At 68.4% G+C, this 17,058-nt stretch carries 16 protein-coding genes; 8 read left to right on the top strand and 8 right to left on the bottom strand.

Going from position 1 to position 17,058, the window contains the following annotated elements:
* Positions 1–35 precede the first annotated feature (35 nt).
* A complete protein-coding gene (locus VT03_RS30520) occupies positions 36–839 on the top strand; it encodes a sugar phosphate isomerase/epimerase family protein (protein WP_075096492.1) in 804 nt (267 codons plus the stop codon).
* Between the two features lie 635 nt (positions 840–1,474).
* Positions 1,475–2,956 carry a hypothetical protein gene (locus VT03_RS30515; protein WP_075096491.1) on the top strand — a complete coding sequence of 494 codons (1,482 nt, stop codon included), beginning with the start codon at positions 1,475–1,477 and terminating at the stop codon, positions 2,954–2,956.
* Between the two features lie 136 nt (positions 2,957–3,092).
* Here VT03_RS30515 and VT03_RS30510 read toward each other — a convergent pair whose 3' ends face one another.
* The 3 genes from VT03_RS30510 to VT03_RS30500 form a co-directional block, all read right to left on the bottom strand.
* Entirely contained in the window at positions 3,093–3,824 is a 732-nt protein-coding gene (locus tag VT03_RS30510; RefSeq protein WP_156514865.1) for a hypothetical protein, read from the bottom strand.
* Between the two features lie 102 nt (positions 3,825–3,926).
* Positions 3,927–4,211, bottom strand: a complete 285-nt coding sequence (locus tag VT03_RS30505) for a hypothetical protein (RefSeq protein WP_075096489.1) — start codon at positions 4,209–4,211, stop codon at positions 3,927–3,929.
* Positions 4,212–4,334: 123 nt separating this feature from the next.
* Positions 4,335–6,080: an alkaline phosphatase family protein gene (locus VT03_RS30500; RefSeq protein ID WP_075096488.1), complete on the bottom strand. Its 1,746-nt coding sequence runs from the start codon at positions 6,078–6,080 to the stop codon at positions 4,335–4,337.
* Positions 6,081–6,223: 143 nt separating this feature from the next.
* Between VT03_RS30500 and VT03_RS30495 the strand changes: the two genes are divergently transcribed.
* Both VT03_RS30495 and VT03_RS30490 read left to right on the top strand, forming a co-directional pair.
* Positions 6,224–6,616 carry a hypothetical protein gene (locus tag VT03_RS30495; RefSeq protein ID WP_075096487.1) on the top strand — a complete coding sequence of 131 codons (393 nt, stop codon included), beginning with the start codon at positions 6,224–6,226 and terminating at the stop codon, positions 6,614–6,616.
* Between the two features lie 138 nt (positions 6,617–6,754).
* Positions 6,755–7,249 (top strand): hypothetical protein, encoded by a 495-nt coding sequence (locus VT03_RS30490; protein ID WP_075096486.1) that lies wholly within the window; start codon positions 6,755–6,757, stop codon positions 7,247–7,249.
* Positions 7,250–7,454: 205 nt separating this feature from the next.
* On the opposite strand, the gene VT03_RS30485 is transcribed toward VT03_RS30490, so the two are convergent.
* Positions 7,455–8,003 carry a pyridoxamine 5'-phosphate oxidase family protein gene (locus VT03_RS30485; RefSeq protein WP_075096485.1) on the bottom strand — a complete coding sequence of 183 codons (549 nt, stop codon included), beginning with the start codon at positions 8,001–8,003 and terminating at the stop codon, positions 7,455–7,457.
* A gap of 425 nt (positions 8,004–8,428) precedes the next feature.
* Between VT03_RS30485 and VT03_RS30480 the strand changes: the two genes are divergently transcribed.
* Complete coding sequence (locus VT03_RS30480) at positions 8,429–8,899, top strand: VOC family protein (RefSeq protein WP_075096484.1); 471 nt, start codon at positions 8,429–8,431, stop codon at positions 8,897–8,899.
* A 146-nt stretch (positions 8,900–9,045) separates the two neighbouring features.
* Here the strand turns inward: VT03_RS30480 and VT03_RS30475 are convergent, their stop codons facing one another.
* Positions 9,046–10,248, bottom strand: coding sequence for an ankyrin repeat domain-containing protein (locus VT03_RS30475; protein WP_075096483.1), 1,203 nt, complete (start codon positions 10,246–10,248; stop codon positions 9,046–9,048).
* Positions 10,249–10,515: 267 nt separating this feature from the next.
* On the bottom strand, positions 10,516–10,782 hold the full coding sequence (locus tag VT03_RS30470; RefSeq protein ID WP_075096482.1) for a VF530 family DNA-binding protein: 267 nt from the start codon (positions 10,780–10,782) through the stop codon (positions 10,516–10,518).
* 210 nt (positions 10,783–10,992) lie between these two features.
* Here VT03_RS30470 and VT03_RS30465 point away from each other — a divergent pair, with 210 nt between their 5' ends.
* The 3 genes from VT03_RS30465 to VT03_RS30455 all read left to right on the top strand — a co-directional run bounded on the left by VT03_RS30465 (position 10,993) and on the right by VT03_RS30455 (position 15,353).
* Positions 10,993–11,343, top strand: a complete 351-nt coding sequence (locus VT03_RS30465; RefSeq protein ID WP_075096481.1) for a VOC family protein — start codon at positions 10,993–10,995, stop codon at positions 11,341–11,343.
* Positions 11,344–11,802: 459 nt separating this feature from the next.
* The gene (locus VT03_RS30460) at positions 11,803–13,326 is read left to right on the top strand and encodes an ATPase domain-containing protein (protein ID WP_075096480.1); all 1,524 of its coding nucleotides are present in this window, start codon (positions 11,803–11,805) and stop codon (positions 13,324–13,326) included.
* Between the two features lie 29 nt (positions 13,327–13,355).
* Entirely contained in the window at positions 13,356–15,353 is a 1,998-nt protein-coding gene (locus tag VT03_RS30455; protein WP_156514864.1) for an ATP-binding protein, read from the top strand.
* A gap of 251 nt (positions 15,354–15,604) precedes the next feature.
* Here VT03_RS30455 and VT03_RS30450 read toward each other — a convergent pair whose 3' ends face one another.
* Positions 15,605–16,381, bottom strand: a complete 777-nt coding sequence (locus VT03_RS30450) for a hypothetical protein (RefSeq protein ID WP_075096478.1) — start codon at positions 16,379–16,381, stop codon at positions 15,605–15,607.
* A complete protein-coding gene (locus tag VT03_RS30445) occupies positions 16,378–16,737 on the bottom strand; it encodes a hypothetical protein (RefSeq protein WP_075096477.1) in 360 nt (119 codons plus the stop codon). Before VT03_RS30445 ends, VT03_RS30450 begins: the two co-directional genes overlap by 4 nt.
* Between the last annotated feature and the right edge of the window lie 321 nt (positions 16,738–17,058).

Raw genomic sequence — 17,058 nt, 5'->3', positions numbered from 1 at the left:
TCGGTTGTGGAGAGTGGGGGTTTCGGGACCTTCCTATGCGGAGGCACTTCGAGATCGCCCGCGACTTCGGCTTTCGCGTCCTGGAGTTCGGGATCGGCGGCGGACGTCTCGGCCGGCTCGCGGAGGAGCCTGCGAACGACGAGATCGACGCGTTCCTCCGGCTCGGCGACGAGTTCGACATCGTCACCCCCTTCTGCTGCATCGAGAACGACTTCACCCTCCCCGATCCCGCGGCGCACCGGGCGATGCTGGAGAAGGTCCTCCGGCAGATCCGGGTCGCGGACGCCTGCCGGGCGACGCACGTGCGGCTGTTCGCGGGGTTCACGCCCCTGGCTTCAATGACTGAACCCCTCTGGCGGCAGTTGCTCACGGCCCTGGAGATGTGTGCCGTCGAGGCCGGGAACCATGACCTGCGGATTGCGATCGAGACGCACGGCGCCATCGCGGCCGGTCCCGCCGGCGAAGCGGTTCACCAGCCGACGGTGACGACCGATCGGCAGGCGCTCGAGAGGCTGCTTCGGGAGATGCCGGCCGCAATCGGGATTAACTACGACCCTGGGAACATCAAGGCGGCGGAGGGGTCTGCGACGGCGCTGCACCTGGATCTGCTCGATTCGCGGATCAACTACTGTCATCTCAAGGACTGGAGGCGGGTCGGCTCGGGGTGGGAGGCGTGCGGCGTGGGAGACGATGACCTGGACTATCCGGAGCTGCTGAGCCGGATGCGGTTTGATGGGGTGTACCTGATCGAGTACGAGCCGCTGCATGACACGGTAGACGGGATCCGCCGCAGTCTGGCGACGCTGCAACGGGCGGGGTTGACGCTCGTCTTCGACTGAGGGGAAGCGGGGGCGTATGGAACGCCGGAGAGGCTGTGCGGAGGGGGTGGTCTGGCGAGCGCCGAGGCGGGGAGGTCACTCGCCCCGGGGGGGGGAGACTGGACGCGTCGCCGGGCTGCGTCGCTCCGACCACCGTCGAAACGGAAGCGCACGAACGGACTGGCAATCGCGATTGGATTACAAATCCTAAAGACGTGCTGGGGTTCTGTGGGGCGGATTGCAGCACCGTTAGACTGGCCCGGCGTGGGCGATGGGGCGGTGCAGTCTTCACGAACGGGGCGAGAATCATGCGTCGGACATGGCGTTGGGGGCTTTTCTGCGGTGTTGGTCTGGCGGCCTGTCTGTCGGTGTCGCCGATCCGGGCGCAGAATGCGCGCAGCAACCGGGCGTCGCGACCGAGCGGCGGGATCAAGGCCGAGACCGACACGAATGTCCGGCCCCGGACCCAGCCGAACCAGAACCTGTTTCCCAAAGGCTTTGTTCCAGAGAGCGCGCCGCAGAACAATCGGAACCTGTCGGGGCAGGACGCAGCGAGATTATTGGAAGACGCGCTACGGGGTATCCCACAACAACCGCAACGGCCTGCGCAACCCCAACAGCCGAACAATGGCCGGCGGATCCTTCCTGAGGGGGGAATGCGGCCGCAGACGAACAACCCGCCGCGGTATGACTACATCCCGCGGCAGCCCGACGTCGTTCCACAGCGGATCCCGGTTCAGCCGCAGCCTCTGCAGCGGGGGCCGACGGTGGTCATCACGCCGCAGCCGAACGTCGTCCCGCAAAACGTTCCCAACGTCCCGCCGCCGATCGCGGCTCCGCTGACGGACAACACCCTGGAGTACGATCCGGCGGACGTCGCCGTTCTGGCGGATGAGGACTACTCGGCCGTTCAGAAGGCGCTGAAAGATTCGATCGACGCGGACGTCAAAGACTTGCAGACGGCGGCGGACGATCTCGGCGTCGGGGACGTTCCGGCCGTTCAGGAAGCTCTGGACGACATCAAGGACCAGGTGGCGGCGGGGGAACCGGTCACCGACGAGATGATCGAAGCGTACGAGAAGGCGCTCGAGACCGCCGTGGCGGACAAGAATGACGAGCTGACTGAAAGCGACATCAAGCGGATCGCCAAGCTGACGACGGACCTGCAGACCCGCAGCGAGATCGCGGGGATGTTCGACGACGAGTATCCGGCCGATCCGTTCGACCCCGTCCTGCCGTCGGACGAGATCGATCTGGCGGTGATCCCCGGTCTCCCGCCCGGGCAGATCTTCTATCTCCCCGGCGGCGGTCTCATCACCGGGATCGAGCCGGGCGAGCCGATCGCGTGCCTGACGACGACGACGGCCGACCTGATCGGTCTGCCGGTCGGTCCGAGCGACGCGGGCTTTGCCGATGTGTCCGACGACAAGACCGGAATCCGGCTTTACAACGACTCGGAAACCGGCGGGGCGGTCAACTTCCTTCTCGGCGGACAGAGCTACAGCCTGGAGGCCGATCGGTGGGAGCACGTGAACCCCGGCAGCAGCCGCGAGATCAGCTTTGATCCGGGGAACGGCGGTTCGCCGACGCGGTACTCGCTGACGGACGGCACGTACGTCTTCACGCTGGCGGACGGCCGGTGGCAGCTGGGGAGCCGCAAGTTCAAGGTGACGATGGAGAGCGTGGGGATGGACGCTCCGTTCCACTATCAGGCGGGGGGAGAGTCCTTCGAGCTGGCTCCCGGCGCCACGCGGGAGCATGCGGGGGTCTATCCGATCGTGATCCGCTTCAATCGCGGCAAGGAGGGGGAAGACGCGGAGCGGTGCTTCTACGACTCCGCGGTGCGGGTGTCGCTGGCGATCGATCCGGCGGACAATCTCTGGGAGGTCTTCCCGACGGAGAGTGTCCGCGTGCCGCAGACGAAGTCCGAAGCGAAATCCGTCGCCAAGTCGGGGACGAAGCCGGCGTCGTCCGTTTTCGATTCGTCCGCGTTTGATTCGCGGACTGCGAAGGAGAAGTCCGGGGCGGGGACGTCGGAGAAGGGGGGAGGAGCTTCCAGGCCGGGGAAGATCGCGGCGGCGAAGAAGGGGGCGGCGTTTGACCTGGCGAGCTTCCGGAAGGCGATGAAGGCGGATTGACGAGGCGCAGCCGACGCAATCGAGGAGGGGGACGCACTTCAAAGTGAAGTGCGTCTCTTTTCTTGCGCCGTGACATCACCTGACCAAACCACATCCTCACGAACGGACCGCATCAAGGATCAACGAAGGCACGCCTTCAGTTCGTGATCTCGCACCCCGGAAGGTCCGCTTTCAGCTGCCGGATCCGCTCCCGAGTGAAGGAGGACGCGGGCGAGCCGCTGACCGAGACCCGCTTGAGCGCCGGAAACTCCTTGAGCACGTCGAGCCCCTCGGACGTCACACCCGTTGACTTGAGAGTCAGTTCTTCCAGGGCCGGCATAGTCCGCAGGAGCTTGAGGCCGGTGTCGGTGATCCGCGACGTGTAGGCGAGCCGCAGGCGCTTGAGCTGCGGCAGAGTGCGGGTCTGGATCAGAGCCGTGTCGGTCAGTTGTGGGCTGCAAAAGAAGCCCAGGCTCGTCAGTCCCTGCAGGCTGCCCAGGTGCGCCACGCCGGCGCCGGTCACGTCGCAGTTGAGCTGGAGATCCTCGAGCTGCTGGAGCAGGGCCAGGGACCGCAGGTCGTCATCCCGAATGAGCTTGCTGGCGATCGTCAGCTTTTTCAGCTTCGGCAGCTTCGCAAGGGGAGCCGCCAGCGAGGCCAGTGCTTCGGGAGTGAGGCGGCCTCCCGTGAGAACCACCTCGACGATCGAGCGGTCCGGTCCGGCGACGTCGTAGAAGACGCTCCCTCCGGAGGCGGCGATCTCGACCTCCACGTCGATCCGCCCCGGCTGGGAGGGGGGCTCGCTCGGAGGATCGGCGAGGGCGGCGGTCATCAGGCCCAGCGTCAGCACGACGCCTAAGGAGCATCTCCACGCGTGTCCGGAACTCATGGCGGACCTCGTCTGGCGGAACGGCCGTGCCACAACCCTCGGGCTCGATTGTCCCGGCGACCGTGGTCCGCGGTCAACCGAACATCCCGGCGACACGCCCGGCTATCCCACGCCCGCCCCTCCGCGCACCGCCGGAACCACGCACAGCAACGCGAACCAGACTCCGCTGACCAGCAGGGCGACGGCGAACCTGGCCGCCAGCCGCCGCGTGGAACGGCAGAACGCGAGGACGACTCCTGTCGGGAACAGAAGCACCAGCAGGTAGAGCGGCACGATCGCCAGATCGAGGTAGACGATGGGGAGGTTCTTGCCGAACAGCACCGCCGGAATCACCGAGACGGTCAGCACGCCGACCGCCCAGCAGTAGATCCGTTCCCCCGTGTTCATCGTTCCTCCGGGTCGCACGGCGATGGCCGGTGTGGCTTGAAGCGTTCCTCATGGAAGCGCCTCCGGCGGGCAGGGGTTACCCCCTGCACCCCGGTGGCCGAATCACGTTGGGTTGCGCCCAGGTCACTTTGCCGGCGGGGACGCCGTCTGCGGCTCCGCCGAGAACAGCCCCTCCGGCACCTTCGCCACCGCCCCCGTCGGAGGATCGATCCCCGCCGCCTTCGCCAGGATCGCCGCCGCCGACAGCGGCGACACCCGGTCGGCCCGCTCCCCCGGCTTTACCCCCGCTCCAAACACGACCAGCGGGACATGCGTGTCGTACTCCCACGGACTCCCGTGCGTCGTCCCCGTCCCGGCCGACCCAGGGAGACAGTAGGGACGCAGCAGGACATAGAGATCCCCGCACCGCTCCGGATGGAACGACAACGCCACCATCCGACCCGTGGCGTCGAGCGCCCCCCCCGGCGTCGTCAGCGCGGTCCGGGTGTAGACCCCCTCCACGCCGGACTGCTCCAGCACCCAGCCAGCCAGCGTCTTCTCAACCTCCGCCGGCCGCTCGCCGGCCGCCGTGATCGCCTCCCGCTTCAGATAGACCCACGGCCCCGAGACCGCCTCGACCCACTTCCCCTTCTTCCGGTCGCCGTACCGCTCCGACAGAAACGCTTCGACCTTCGGAGCGGAGGCGGGCTGGACCCGCTCCGCCGTCCGACCCTGCTGGAGGCTGTTCTCGACGAGCGGACAGACCCCGTGATCGGCGGACATCACCAGCACGTAGCCCCCCTTGCCGACCTTGGCGTCGAGCGCCTGGAGCAGGCGGCTCATGATCTGGTCGGAGCGGAGCGTCACGTCCAGGACCTCCTGCGAGTCCGGACCCCACGCATGCCCGACGGCGTCGTTGGACGAGAAGCTGAGGGTCAGCAGGTCGGGCACGTCGTCCCCGCCCAGGTTCTCGGCCGCGAGCGCCGCCTCGGCCGCCGCCAGCAGCAGCTCGTTGCCGAACGGCGAGGCATAGATCGCGCTCAGGTACGCGGACTTCGCCTTGGGATCCGCCGGCTCGAACGGGTGCGGAAAGACCCGCCCCTGTCCCGCTGCCCCCAGGCTCTCCCCGACGACGTCATCCGGCCCGCTCAGCTTCACGTAGTCGAGCTCGGGACGCAGGCGGTCCCAGATCTTCCCCCGCCACTGCTCGGCCGGCCGTCCCGCGTTGAAATCCGCCACCCATCCGGGGAGGTGCCCCGCGGAGCCGCCTTTGTCGGTGTAATAGGTGGAGGTGACGAACTGCCCCGTGCCGCCGTCCATCCAGCAGCAGACATCCGGCGTCTTTCCGCCGGGCAGGGCGGCGCCGCGGTTCTTGAGGGAGAGGCTGACCACCTTCCCTCGGCCGGCCGTCGCCAGCTTGAGGGCGTCGGCGATCGTCGGCTTCAGCAGCCGTTCGGGAGAGACGCCCCCCTTGGCCCCCTTCTTCTCGTCGGCATCATCCCCTTCGGCGGTGCGGGGGGGGACCTGTTCCGCCTGGTCCGAGCCGACGCAGTTGACGCTCTTCCCAACGGACCGCTCGTACCAGTCGTTCCCCACCACGCCGTGCTCGGCCGGGGGACACCCGGTCGCGACCGAGGCATGCCCCGCCGCCGTGACGGTGTAGGCGTAAGGGTAGTGGCAGTTCGCGAACCAGGCCCCCTCGCTCACCAGCCGCTTGAAGCCCCCCTCGCCGTACTGGTCGTGCCACCGCCGCAGGTAGTCACCTCGGAACTGGTCGAAGTAGACGAGCACCAGCAGCCGGGGCCGCGACGGCTCGGCGGCCCGCGACGACAGGGGAACCGCCGCGGCAATCAACGTGAGGACCAGGGAACGGACAAACGGACTGCCCACGACGCACTCTCCACAACTCACAAGACAGACGCGAACACCAATCTGTTAAGTTAGAGCGCTCACGCCCCGCGGACCAGCAACGCGCGGGTTCCGCCCCCCCCTCGTCCCCGCCGCGGCGGCCGCCGCCGCCACTACCGCGCCCCATGACCCCGCCCGATCAGGACCTCCAACGTCGCCGTCCCGTGTGGGAGGCGCTCTCGAGTTTCTTCCTCGATACGGAGCTGGACGACCGCTGGCACCAGGAGATCGCGGCGGTCCTTGTCGCGTCGGGCTACTCTCCCACGGAGATCCAGACCATTCTCTGGGACGAGGTGTACCCGGTCGTCGCCGACAACCTGCGGAGCATGGTCGGCGAGTGGTACGGGTTTGACCTCGACTGGATGCAGGCCGAGATCCTCTCCGGCCGCCGTCGCCGCACGATCTGGACTCGCCTCTCCGCTCTGTACCCCTTCAGCCCGGTCCGGATGGTCCGCGAGGCGTGGGAGGAACTGCTCCCCTTCCTGCCGGAGTCGTTCCGGCAGGAGTTCCCGGGCTGAGGCGCGCCGCGGACCGCGGATTCGATTGCCTGCGACGCTTCCCTGGGAAAAGCCTGGCCCCCGCCGCATGGGCGCGTTGATTGCTTTCCGTCGAGCCGTTCGGTTGTTCCATCCCGTGACTTGAAGAGGCTCGCACTCATGACCACGACCACGACTACGCTCGGGACTGTTGCCGGGGCGTTTGAATCGGAAGCTCAAGCTCAGGCGGCTGTCCGGGACCTGCGGCAGGCGGGTTTCGCGGAAGAGGAGATCGGATTCGTGTCCCCGTCGTCCGGCGACGGGACGGTGACGAAGGAGTCGGATACGAAAGCCGGGGAGGGGGCCGCCGCCGGCGTCGCGGCCGGGGCGGCGCTCGGAGCCCTGTGGGGAATGGGGATCCTCGCCGGGGCGATTCCCGGGATCGGACCCGCCATTGCCGGCGGGACGCTCGGAGCGCTCCTCTCGAGCGCCGGGGCGGGAGCGGCCGTCGCCGGTGTCGCCGGAGCGCTGGCCGGCATGGGAATCCCGGACAAGGACGTCGCCTATTACGAATCGGAGTACGGCAAGGGACGGGCGATCGTCACCGTCCGAGGGGCCCGCGGCGTCGAAGCCCGGGCGATCCTCGACCGGAACGGAGCCGTGCGGCGAGTGTGAGACCCGCGCGGGCGGCCGGCAGACCTGTCTCGACCAGTACGCCCGGCGACGCCTCCCTGCTGGCTTCAGCGGGGACGTGTCTCGCCGGGAAGTCTTGGCGCTTGGACGATGAGGCGGCCCAATGCGAAGTGACGCGCCTGCTCTGGCCGGTGAACGTGATCGACTCATCAGACGGTCTTGAGGAGGATGATCGCGGCGGACGGTCTCACGGACGGACGGTCCCCTCGACCGAGTCGTCGAGGGTCGTTCCGAGCGCCGCTCCGATCAGCATCTTGATGCCGGCGACGACGCGTCCGTGCTTCGTGTCCCAGTAGTAGCCCGAGGTCGGCGTCACCTGAATGACCGTGATGCGGGGATCGGTCACCCCCTCGGTGAACCACGTCTTCAGCACCGGGTTCCAGAGGGACTCGATCCGCTGCCGATCTGTGGAGATCGTGGCGACGCCGTGCAGCTGCAGGAAGTCCGCGTGCGTGGTCCCGTGGAAGTAGAGCGTGACATGCGGATCCCGGGCGAGCTGCCGGTTCTTGTGACTGTCGCTGGCGCTGAGAAACCAGAGACGTCCCGCGTCGTCGACGCTGCGGACGTTCATCGGCCGGGCCGGCGGCGTCCCGCCCTCTCCCTCGGTGCCGAGGGACGTCGTGCAGAAGAAGCAGTTTTCGGCCGCCGCCACGATCTCCTGGATCTTGGCGACCGCGTCCGGCCCCGCGAGGTCCCGGCGAGGGTCTTCGGGCTGGTTCTTGTTGATGGAGTCCATGAGCGGGCCGTCCTGCGGAGTGCGGGGTGAGTCGGTCGGGTGAGGAGTCGTACGGGAAGCAAAAACGCTGCCGGAGCGGCCGGCCAGGATTCAGCTCGTCCGAGCCCGCACGGTGGCTTCGGCGGCCGGGGGCGGTGATCGCGGCGCGGCCAGAGAGGGTCGGTGCCGGCGCACCAGGAACAGGCCACATCCGCGGAACGTGACATCCGCGGCCCCGCGGGTGAGAATGCCCGACCGCGGGGCCATCGCCACCAACCGAACCCTGTGAGGACCGCCCCGGCCGCCCGCCACTCGCCCCCAGTCCTTCGGCTCCGCCACGCGGCGGTCGGGACCTTTCGTCGCCGGGACCATCCGTCGCCGGAACCCTGGCCGCCGGGCCACGCCGCGGCCGCGAGCCTCACGCCTGTCGAGAGTCGCACGCCACCATGAGACCGAAGAACATCGTCTGCCTGTGGTTCCCGAAGGAGGCGGAGCAGGCCGCCCGCTTCTACGTCGCCACCTTCCCGGACAGCCGGGTGACCGCCGTCCACACCGCTCCCGGCGACTACCCGGGCGGGAAAGCGGGGGACGTGCTGACGGTGGAGTTCACGCTCCTGGGGATTCCCTGCGTCGCCTTCAACGGCGGTCCGGGGTTCAGCCAGTCCTTCTCGTTCCAGATCGCGACCGACAGCCAGGAGGAGACGGACCGCTACTGGAACGCGATCGTCGGCAACGGCGGCAAGGAGAGCATGTGCGGCTGGTGCGAGGACCGCTGGGGATTCTCGTGGCAGATCACGCCGCGGGTCCTGGCCGACGCGGTCGCCGCCGGCGGGGCCGAAGGCCAGCGGGTCTTCGCGGCGATGATGACGATGACGAAGATCGACGTCGCCGCCATCGAAGCGGCCCGCCGGGGCTGAGGCGGTTCGTGCCGAACAATCCCTGATAGGCGGAATCCGCCCCCGCCCCGTCGTTCGGCCGCCTCCCTCCCGCCCCCCTCCCCCTTGATGAACCCGCAACCGTCCGTCCTGAGGCACTGGGCTGCGTTCGACTTGTCCAGCGAGGTTCATTCGAGCTCCGGGAAGCCTGCGGGAAGCTTCCACTCCGACGGAATGCGTCCGTCTTCATCTTTCGCCATGGGGTCCGCCCCCACCGGCAGCAGGGCGTCGATGATCTCCTGGTCGGCCCCGCATAAGTAGGCATCGTGGAGCGGTGTCATTCCACCTTCGGTCCGGGCATTCACATCGGCCCCCGCTTCGATCAGGGCCGAAACGGCGCGGCGCTGGTTCCAGACAACGGCCCGGTGCAACGGGGTGTTATCGCCGTTCCCGTCGATGTAGACGCCGGTCCGAGTATTGACCTTCGCCCCCGCGCGGATCAGAAGGAGCGCGCACTCATCGTGGAGGTTCTTGCGGTCGTAAACGTCGACCGACATGTAGAGGGCTGTCGCCCCGTACCCGTCGTCCAGGTCGAGATCGGCTCCGGCCTCGATCAGCCAGGCGACCATGTCAGGCCGGCGGGCCGAAGCGGCGGCATGCAGCGCCGTCCAGCGGGCCCCCGCAACTGGATATCCGCCGTCGTCCCCTCGGAAGACGGTGGACGGTCCGCCGTGGCGGACATCGACGCTCACGCCGTTCCGCAGGTGCCGCTGGACAGCCTCCACGTCCCCCCGGAACGCCGCTTCGACAAACTCCTGTGTGACGGTTCGGACGATCGGCGGAGATTCGGGAACATCGCCCCACCCGGGCTCCTTCGCTTTCCCAGCCGCGGTCTGCCCCACGCAGGTGATCCCCCGGTCCGTCAGCGCCCGCACGGTCCCTTCGGTGAGGTTCAGGCCGTGGATACGAAGGGTCCGGCAACTGCGGTGTCGAGCCAGCGCGAAGGCCCCGTCATGGCCGCATTGCGTGTGCGAGATATCGATGTCCTGGACCGAGACCCGCGGCGCGATCTCCTCGAAGAACGAATCGCCGAGTGCCGTATGGGAGAAGTCGATCCGCTCCAGCCGACGGAAGGCCGGAAGCGCGTCCGCCAGCCGGGGCGCGTCGGAGTCACGGACGGGACGGGGGATTCCGGGGACGTTGAAGGTCACAAAGTACGGGCCGTTGAAATAGGGCGGAAACTCGTCCTCGGAGATTCCTCCTCCGCATTCCTCGACGACCGCGATGGCCCACGTGATCTGCCGGGACCTCAACACGATCTGGACGACCATGGCGGACAGAAGGACCGCCGCAACGCCCGCCGACCGACGAAGCCATCGTTTCGAGATCACGGCCCCCTTGCCTCCCGCTTCGCGAGCGTGCCGCCCGGTCCGAGGAACGGGCGACGATGAGTTCCCCCATCAGAGTACCCGTCGGCCGGGTGACGTGTCCAAGACCGGCACCGGACGGGGCCGCGGTGGGCACATGTGCCGGCCCGGGCGGAGAGATGCGTCGGCCGGAGCGGAGCGGTGGTGATCTCGCGTCAGGGAGATGAGCCGTCCCCTGCAAGCCACCGAGCTCGGCGACTCGCGTGCGGCGCGAGTGGCCATCGCCGCCCCTCAGCGCGGCCCGTCGTTCCGCGGCCCACGGGGCCGGGGTGAACGCGGCGGGGCGGCGATCCGGTCCAGGTAAAGCCGCTCGACCTTCGCGCGGGCCCACGGAGTCTTCCGGAGGAACTTCAGGCTGGAGGAGACGCTCGGGTCCTGCGTGAAGCAGCGGATGTCGACGTTTCGCGCCATCTCCTCCCAGCCGAGCTTCTCGACAAGTTGTTCGAGCATCATCGCCAGCGTGATGCCATGCAGCGGATCGTTCGAGGGGCTGGACATGCAGAGCAGAGAAGACGGAAAAGGACGACTCCGGCGGGACTGGGGATCATAGGTCCCGCCCCCCGGGAGGCAATCGTCTCCCCTCCGCGGCCGGTCCGATCGCCCGCGGGACCTTGACCCGCGCCGGGACCGCGGGACATGCTTTCCCCTAGTCCGACCCCATGCGGCTTGCGGTCGGCGTCTCCCGGCTCCGGGGCAAAGGAGGATTTCGTGAAGGTCAAACGCATCGTCTCCAACATCGCCACCCCCGACGTGGCGAAAGCCCGAGCCTTCTACGAAGAGGTCCTCGGCCTCACGCTCCTCATGGATTTCGGCTGGATCCGGACGTACGGAGCGGACTCCCCGATGCCCGTCCAGCTCAGCATCCTCTCCGAAGGGGGCTCCGGTACCGCCGTTCCCGACCTGTCGATCGAGGTCGACAACCTCGACGAAGCCCTCGAGCGGACCCGCGCGGCCGGCTTCCCCATCGAATACGGCCCGACGACCGAACCGTGGGGCGTCCGCCGGTTCTACGTCCGCGACCCGTTCGGCAAACTGCTCAACATTCTGCAGCATGGGTAACTTCGCGACGCCGCGGCCCGCAAAGAGGTCAGGGGGGCATACCGCGCCGGTCCGTGGTCAGACACAACCCTCTTCTAATGGTTCTCGACGAGACGGCCTCCGGCGGGCAAGGGGCCAGGAGACACAACACAGTCCCCCCTGCACCCCCTGACCAGGGTGACCCTGGACCCGGTCGACGAGCAATGGCGGGTGGCGCAACGAGCCCGCCTTCGCCAGGCACGCTCTCCAACATTCGCTCGAACACCGCGCCCGCCGGCACAGCTCCCATCCGCTCAATCCCATCTCTCCACGGCCACCGGGTCCAGGGGCCTCGCCCCTGGTCGAGATTCGGGGGGGATCGCCTTATGATGTCGGAACAGGCCTTTCTGCCGGGGCCAGCCACAACCCATCCGCCCGCGATCGACCGGACCTTCGTCCCTCCATCGCGGCAATCGACTCCACGAACGGCACCCTGGATTCATGAACGTCGCATCCACCGCAGCGGACGTCCCGCGCTCCCGGACGGGAATCGCCGGACTCGATGACATCCTCAATGGCGGCCTGATCTCCGACCGCATCTACCTCCTCGAAGGGACCCCCGGAGCGGGGAAGACGACCCTCTCCCTGCAGTACCTCCTCGAAGGAAGACGGCGCGGCGACCGCTGCCTCTACATCACGCTCTCCGAGACCGCCGAGGAACTTCGCGCGGGAGCCGCCTCCCACGGCTGGTCGCTCGAGGGGATCGAGATCTTCGAACTGCTGGCGGAGGACTCGGACCTCGCCGCCGACCAGCAGCTCACCATGGTCCACCCCTCCGAGATCGAACTGAGCGAGACGACCCGCAAGGTCCTGGAGGCGGTCCAGCGGAGCAACCCGCAGCGGGTCGTGTTCGACTCCCTCTCCGAGCTGCGGCTCCTTGCCCAGAACCCGCTTCGGTACCGCCGCCAGATCCTGGCCCTCAAGCAGTTCTTCGTCGGACGGAAGTGCACCGTCCTGCTGCTGGACGACAAGACCGCCGACTCCAACGACCAGCAGGTCCAGAGCATCGCCCACGGCGTCGTCCTACTGGAGCGGCTGAACCCCGACTACGGCGTCACCCGCCGCCGGCTGCAGATCTCCAAGTTCCGCGGAACGGACTATCGGAGCGGGTATCACGACTACCGGATTCTCCGCGGCGGGCTCGAGGTCTATCCGCGGCTGATCGCGGCGGAACACACTCAACAGGACGGGCTCGACCAGCTGCAGAGCGGAGTCGCGCCGCTCGACGCGCTCCTCGGCGGGGGGCCCGACCGCGGGACCAGCACGCTGCTGCTGGGACCGGCCGGGGCGGGCAAGTCGACGGTGGCCCTGCAGTACGCGTCCGCCGCCGCCGCCCGCGGCGAGCACGCCGCGGTCTTCGCCTTCGATGAAAGCCCCTCCATCCTCATGAAGCGGGCGAACGCCCTGGGGATCGTGCTCCAGCCCGGCACCGGCCCGGGAAAAGTCCGCATCCAGCAGATCGATGCCGCCGAGCTTTCGCCGGGAGAGTTCGTGCATCACATCCGCCGGGCGGTCGAGGTCGACGGCGCGCGGGTCGTCGTCATCGACAGTCTGAACGGCTATCTGAACGCCATGCCGGAGGAGCATTTCCTGACCCTCCAGCTGCACGAGCTGCTGACCTACCTGGGGCGGAAAGGGGTCACGACGTTCATGGTCGTCGCCCAGCACGGGATGCTCGGCGGTTCGGCAAGCACGCCGGCGGACACGAGCTACCTGGCCGACGCGGTGGTCCTCTTCCGGTACTTCGAGCACGTGGGCCGGGTCAAGAAGGCGATCTCCGTCCTCAAGAAGCGGAGCGGGGCCCACGAAGAAGCGATCCGGGAGCTTCGCTTCGACCGGCAGGGAATCCACCTGAGCGAACCGCTGACGCGGCTGAGGGGCGTGCTGACCGGCGTTCCGACCGAGATCACGCAGGAACAGGCGGAGCGGGAAAACGGTTCGGCACCGAAAGCGAGTCCCCAGTGAGTGTGCCAGGCGAGGCCGGGGAACTCCGGGTGCTGTTGCTCGCGCCGACGCGCCGCGATGCGGAGGTGACGAGCCGTCTGCTCGCCGCCACGGGGCTCGAGACGCACTGCTGCGCGTCCTGCGCCGACGTCGCGGAAGAGCTTCCGCGGGGGGCGGGGGTCCTGCTGCTGACGGAGGACATCGTCGCCGACAAGAGCTTCCCGCTCCTCCGGCAGGCGCTCGAGGAGCAACCCGCCTGGTCGGACATCCCCATCGTCCTCCTGCTGCGGCGGGACAACGCGTCGCCGCGGCTCGCCGAGCTGCAGAACGCGCTGACCAACGTGACGCTCCTTGAGCGTCCCACGTCGACGGTGACCCTCTCGAGCGCCCTTCACGCGGCAATCCGGGCCCGCCGGCGGCAGTACGCCAGCCGCCGGCAGATGGAGTCCCTGGCCCGGGCCGAGGCGGAATCCCGCCGGCTGCAGCAGCAGCTCGCGCTGGCGGTCGACGCCTCCCAGATCGGAACGTTCCACTGTCCCTTCCCGCTCAGCCGGATCGAGTGGAATGACCGCTGCAAGGCCCACTTCTGGCTCCCGCCGGAGGCGGAGATCGACCTGGATCTCTTCTTTTCGATCCTCCACCCGGATGACCGGGAGCGGACCCGCGCCGCCATCGACGCCTGCGTCGAAGCGGGGGTTCCGTACGACGTCGAGTACCGGACCGTCTCGCCGTCTGGGAAGTTCCGCTGGATCCACGCGACCGGCCGGACATATTTCGACGGAGAAGGGAAGCCGATCCGCTTCGACGGGACGACGCAGGACGTCACCGAGTCGAGGGTCATGGCCGCGCAGCGGCAGGAGCTGCTCGACAGCGAACGGGCGGCCCGGCAGGAAGTGGAGCGGGTCAGCCACCTCAAGGACGAGTTCCTGGCGACCCTCAGCCACGAGCTCCGAACGCCGCTGAACGCCATCTTCGGCTGGACGCAGCTCCTCAAGATCGGGCCGCAGGATGCGGCGGTCGTGCAGGAAGCGGTCGAGGTCATCGACCGGAACGTCCGCGCGCAGACGCAGCTCATCGAGGACCTGCTGGATGTCAGCCGCATCGTCTCGGGCAAGATCCGCCTCAACATCGAGAAGATCGAGCTCGTGCGGACGGTGCAGGAGGCGGTCGAGGGGGTCCGGCCGGCCATGACAGCCCGGCAGCTGCGGGTCGTGTTCGACCTGCCGATCGGGGCGGACGGCCGGACGGCCCAGATCCCTCTGCAGGTCGATCCGCAGCGGCTGCAGCAGATCCTGTGGAACCTGCTGACGAACGCCACCAAGTTCACGCCGCCGGAGGGGACGATCACGGTCCGCGTCCGCCGGGTCGATTTCCACGTCGAGATCCAGGTGATCGATACCGGGGAAGGGATCGAGCCGTCGTTCCTGCAGGTCATGTTCGACCGGTTCCGGCAGGCGGACGGCTCGACGACGCGAAAGCACGGCGGCCTGGGGCTGGGGCTGTCGATCGTGAAGCACCTGGCGGAGCTCCACGGCGGGACGATCTGGGCGGAGAGCGACGGTCCCGGGAAGGGAGCCCGGTTCACGCTGCTGCTCCCCGACCTGCTCTACAAACCCGAGGAGGAGGAACCGGCCGACGAAGCCCGGACCACGGCCGCGGCGATCGGGCCGGGAGCCGACCTGAGCGGGTTGACGGTCATCGTGGTCGAGGACGAGGCGGACTCCCGCGAGTTCCTCGGCCGGATCCTCACGGAGCGGAACGCCAGAGTCCTCCCGGCGGCGACGGTCGACGAAGCCTGGGAATGCCTGCGGACGGTCCAGCCCGACGTGATCGTGAGCGACATCGGCATGCCGGACAAGGACGGGCATCAGTTCCTCCGCGAGCTGCGGCAGTCGGGCCGCACGATCCCGGCGATCGCCCTGACCGCCTTCGCAAGGCCCGAAGACCGGACCCGCGCGATCGAGGCAGGCTTCCAGGAACATCTCTCCAAACCGTTCACGGCGGAGACCCTCCTGCAGTGCATCGCGGCCCTGATCCGCCCGTCGTAGCCACAAGGCGAGCGGGGGGCGTCAGCCCCCTGATGGCACGGTCGCCGACAGTCAGACTCCGGGGGCAGGGGGCCGCGTTTTGACGAGTCGGGCCCGCTTGCCGAATCGATCGCGCCGCCCGGCACAGGCCTGGTCCGCCCGTCGTGGCGACAAGGCGAGCGGGGGGCGTCAGCCCCCTGATGGCACAGTCCCCGACAGTCGTCTCCAGGGGCAGGGGGCCGCGCTTTGACGAGTCGTACCAGCTTGCCGAATCAATCGCACCGCCCGGCACGGGCCAGCAGTGTCTCCAGAAGCGAGGGATGCTCGCTGAGCCACACGCCGAGCTGCGTGCGGACCGCGGCGGCGACCCGCTCCTCGATCTCACCGTTCGTGACCCGGTCGCGCGTCGGCGACTCGAACTGGAGGTTCGCGGCGTCGACGCTCAGGACGGCGATCAGCCCCCGCTCGAACGACGGGCTGTCGACGCGGACCGGCTCGTGCTCCGCGCGCTCCCGCGCCTTCGCGCGGAGCAGGCCGATGACACCCCGCTGAAAGCCGCGCCAGTGGGCTCCGTCGCCGGTCGTCCGGCGGCCGTTGGCGTAAGTCTCGATCACGGTCTCCTCGCCGCGGACGTGCTGGAAGGCGACGTCGAGCGCGAGCCCTGGAATCCGGGCCTGCACAGCGAACACCGGTTGGTACGCGGAGCGGCCGGCCGCCAGAGCGCGGACCCGGTCCGCCATTCCGGCAGGACAGGAAAAGCGTTCGCGACGACCGTCCTCCCCTTCGAAGCCGACGACGAGGCCGGGACGGTACGCCGCGAGGAACCGGAGCCGGTCCCGGACCAGGTCAGCGTCGAGCGTCGGCTGACGGAAGATCACGGGATCGGGACGCCATTCGAAGCGGGTTCCCTGCCGCTCCGTCGGTCCGAGGTCATGCGTCGGACCGGTCGGGGCACCGCGGATCATGGAGAAGTCGAACCGCCGTCCCTGGTGGCAGGACTCGAGTCGAAACGTCTCCGCGAGAGCGGCCGCCGCCGGGATGTCGATCACGGATCGCGCTGCTCCGTCGTGACGGAGCCGGCCGTCGAGAAGGAAGGTCGTGGCAGCGACTGCCCGTCGAGCGCGGCGATCGGCGTTCCGGAAAGGCCCGGACCGTCGTCGGCGATCGTCGCCAGTCCGTCCCGCAACGTGACCTCCAGGGACTGGGCTCCGTGGAGGAATTCGTCGGCCGAGATGTCGACCAGCCTCAGCAGCGTCTCGTGCAGCCCCCGCGCATCGGTCCCGCCGACATACATCGAGGCCCGCATCCGGATGGACCGCTGCAGAGCGGGCGGATCGAACTCCGGCCCCGTCAGGCGCCGCGCAGCCAGTTGCGCGAGGATCTGAGCCGTGCTGGACTCCGCCATCCCATCGCCTCTTTGAGCGTTCTCGAGCCCCGTCAACAACGTCCTGGCCCGACCGTCAACACGGCCCGAATTCTACCAGATTCGGCCCGAAGCCGATGCGCCGAAAGCGAGGCCCGCAGTCAGTGTTTTTCCTTGCCGATGGGCGTTCGGAGTCGCAGCGCCGCTCCTGCCGGAATTCGCTGTCCAATCTCCTTCCGCCGACGGCGGACATCCGGCATGGCGGCCCAAAGGACCATCCGTTTTCCCAGCCGGGACTATGGCCCTGAATCCGGTGGCGCAGGAACGAAGCCGGTGGTTCGAGTGCTCGAACCACCGGCCGCG

The sequence above is a fragment of the Planctomyces sp. SH-PL14 genome (genome assembly GCF_001610835.1).
GTDB lineage: Bacteria > Planctomycetota > Planctomycetia > Planctomycetales > Planctomycetaceae > Planctomyces_A.
This window is presented reverse-complemented; position numbering and strand designations above follow the sequence as displayed.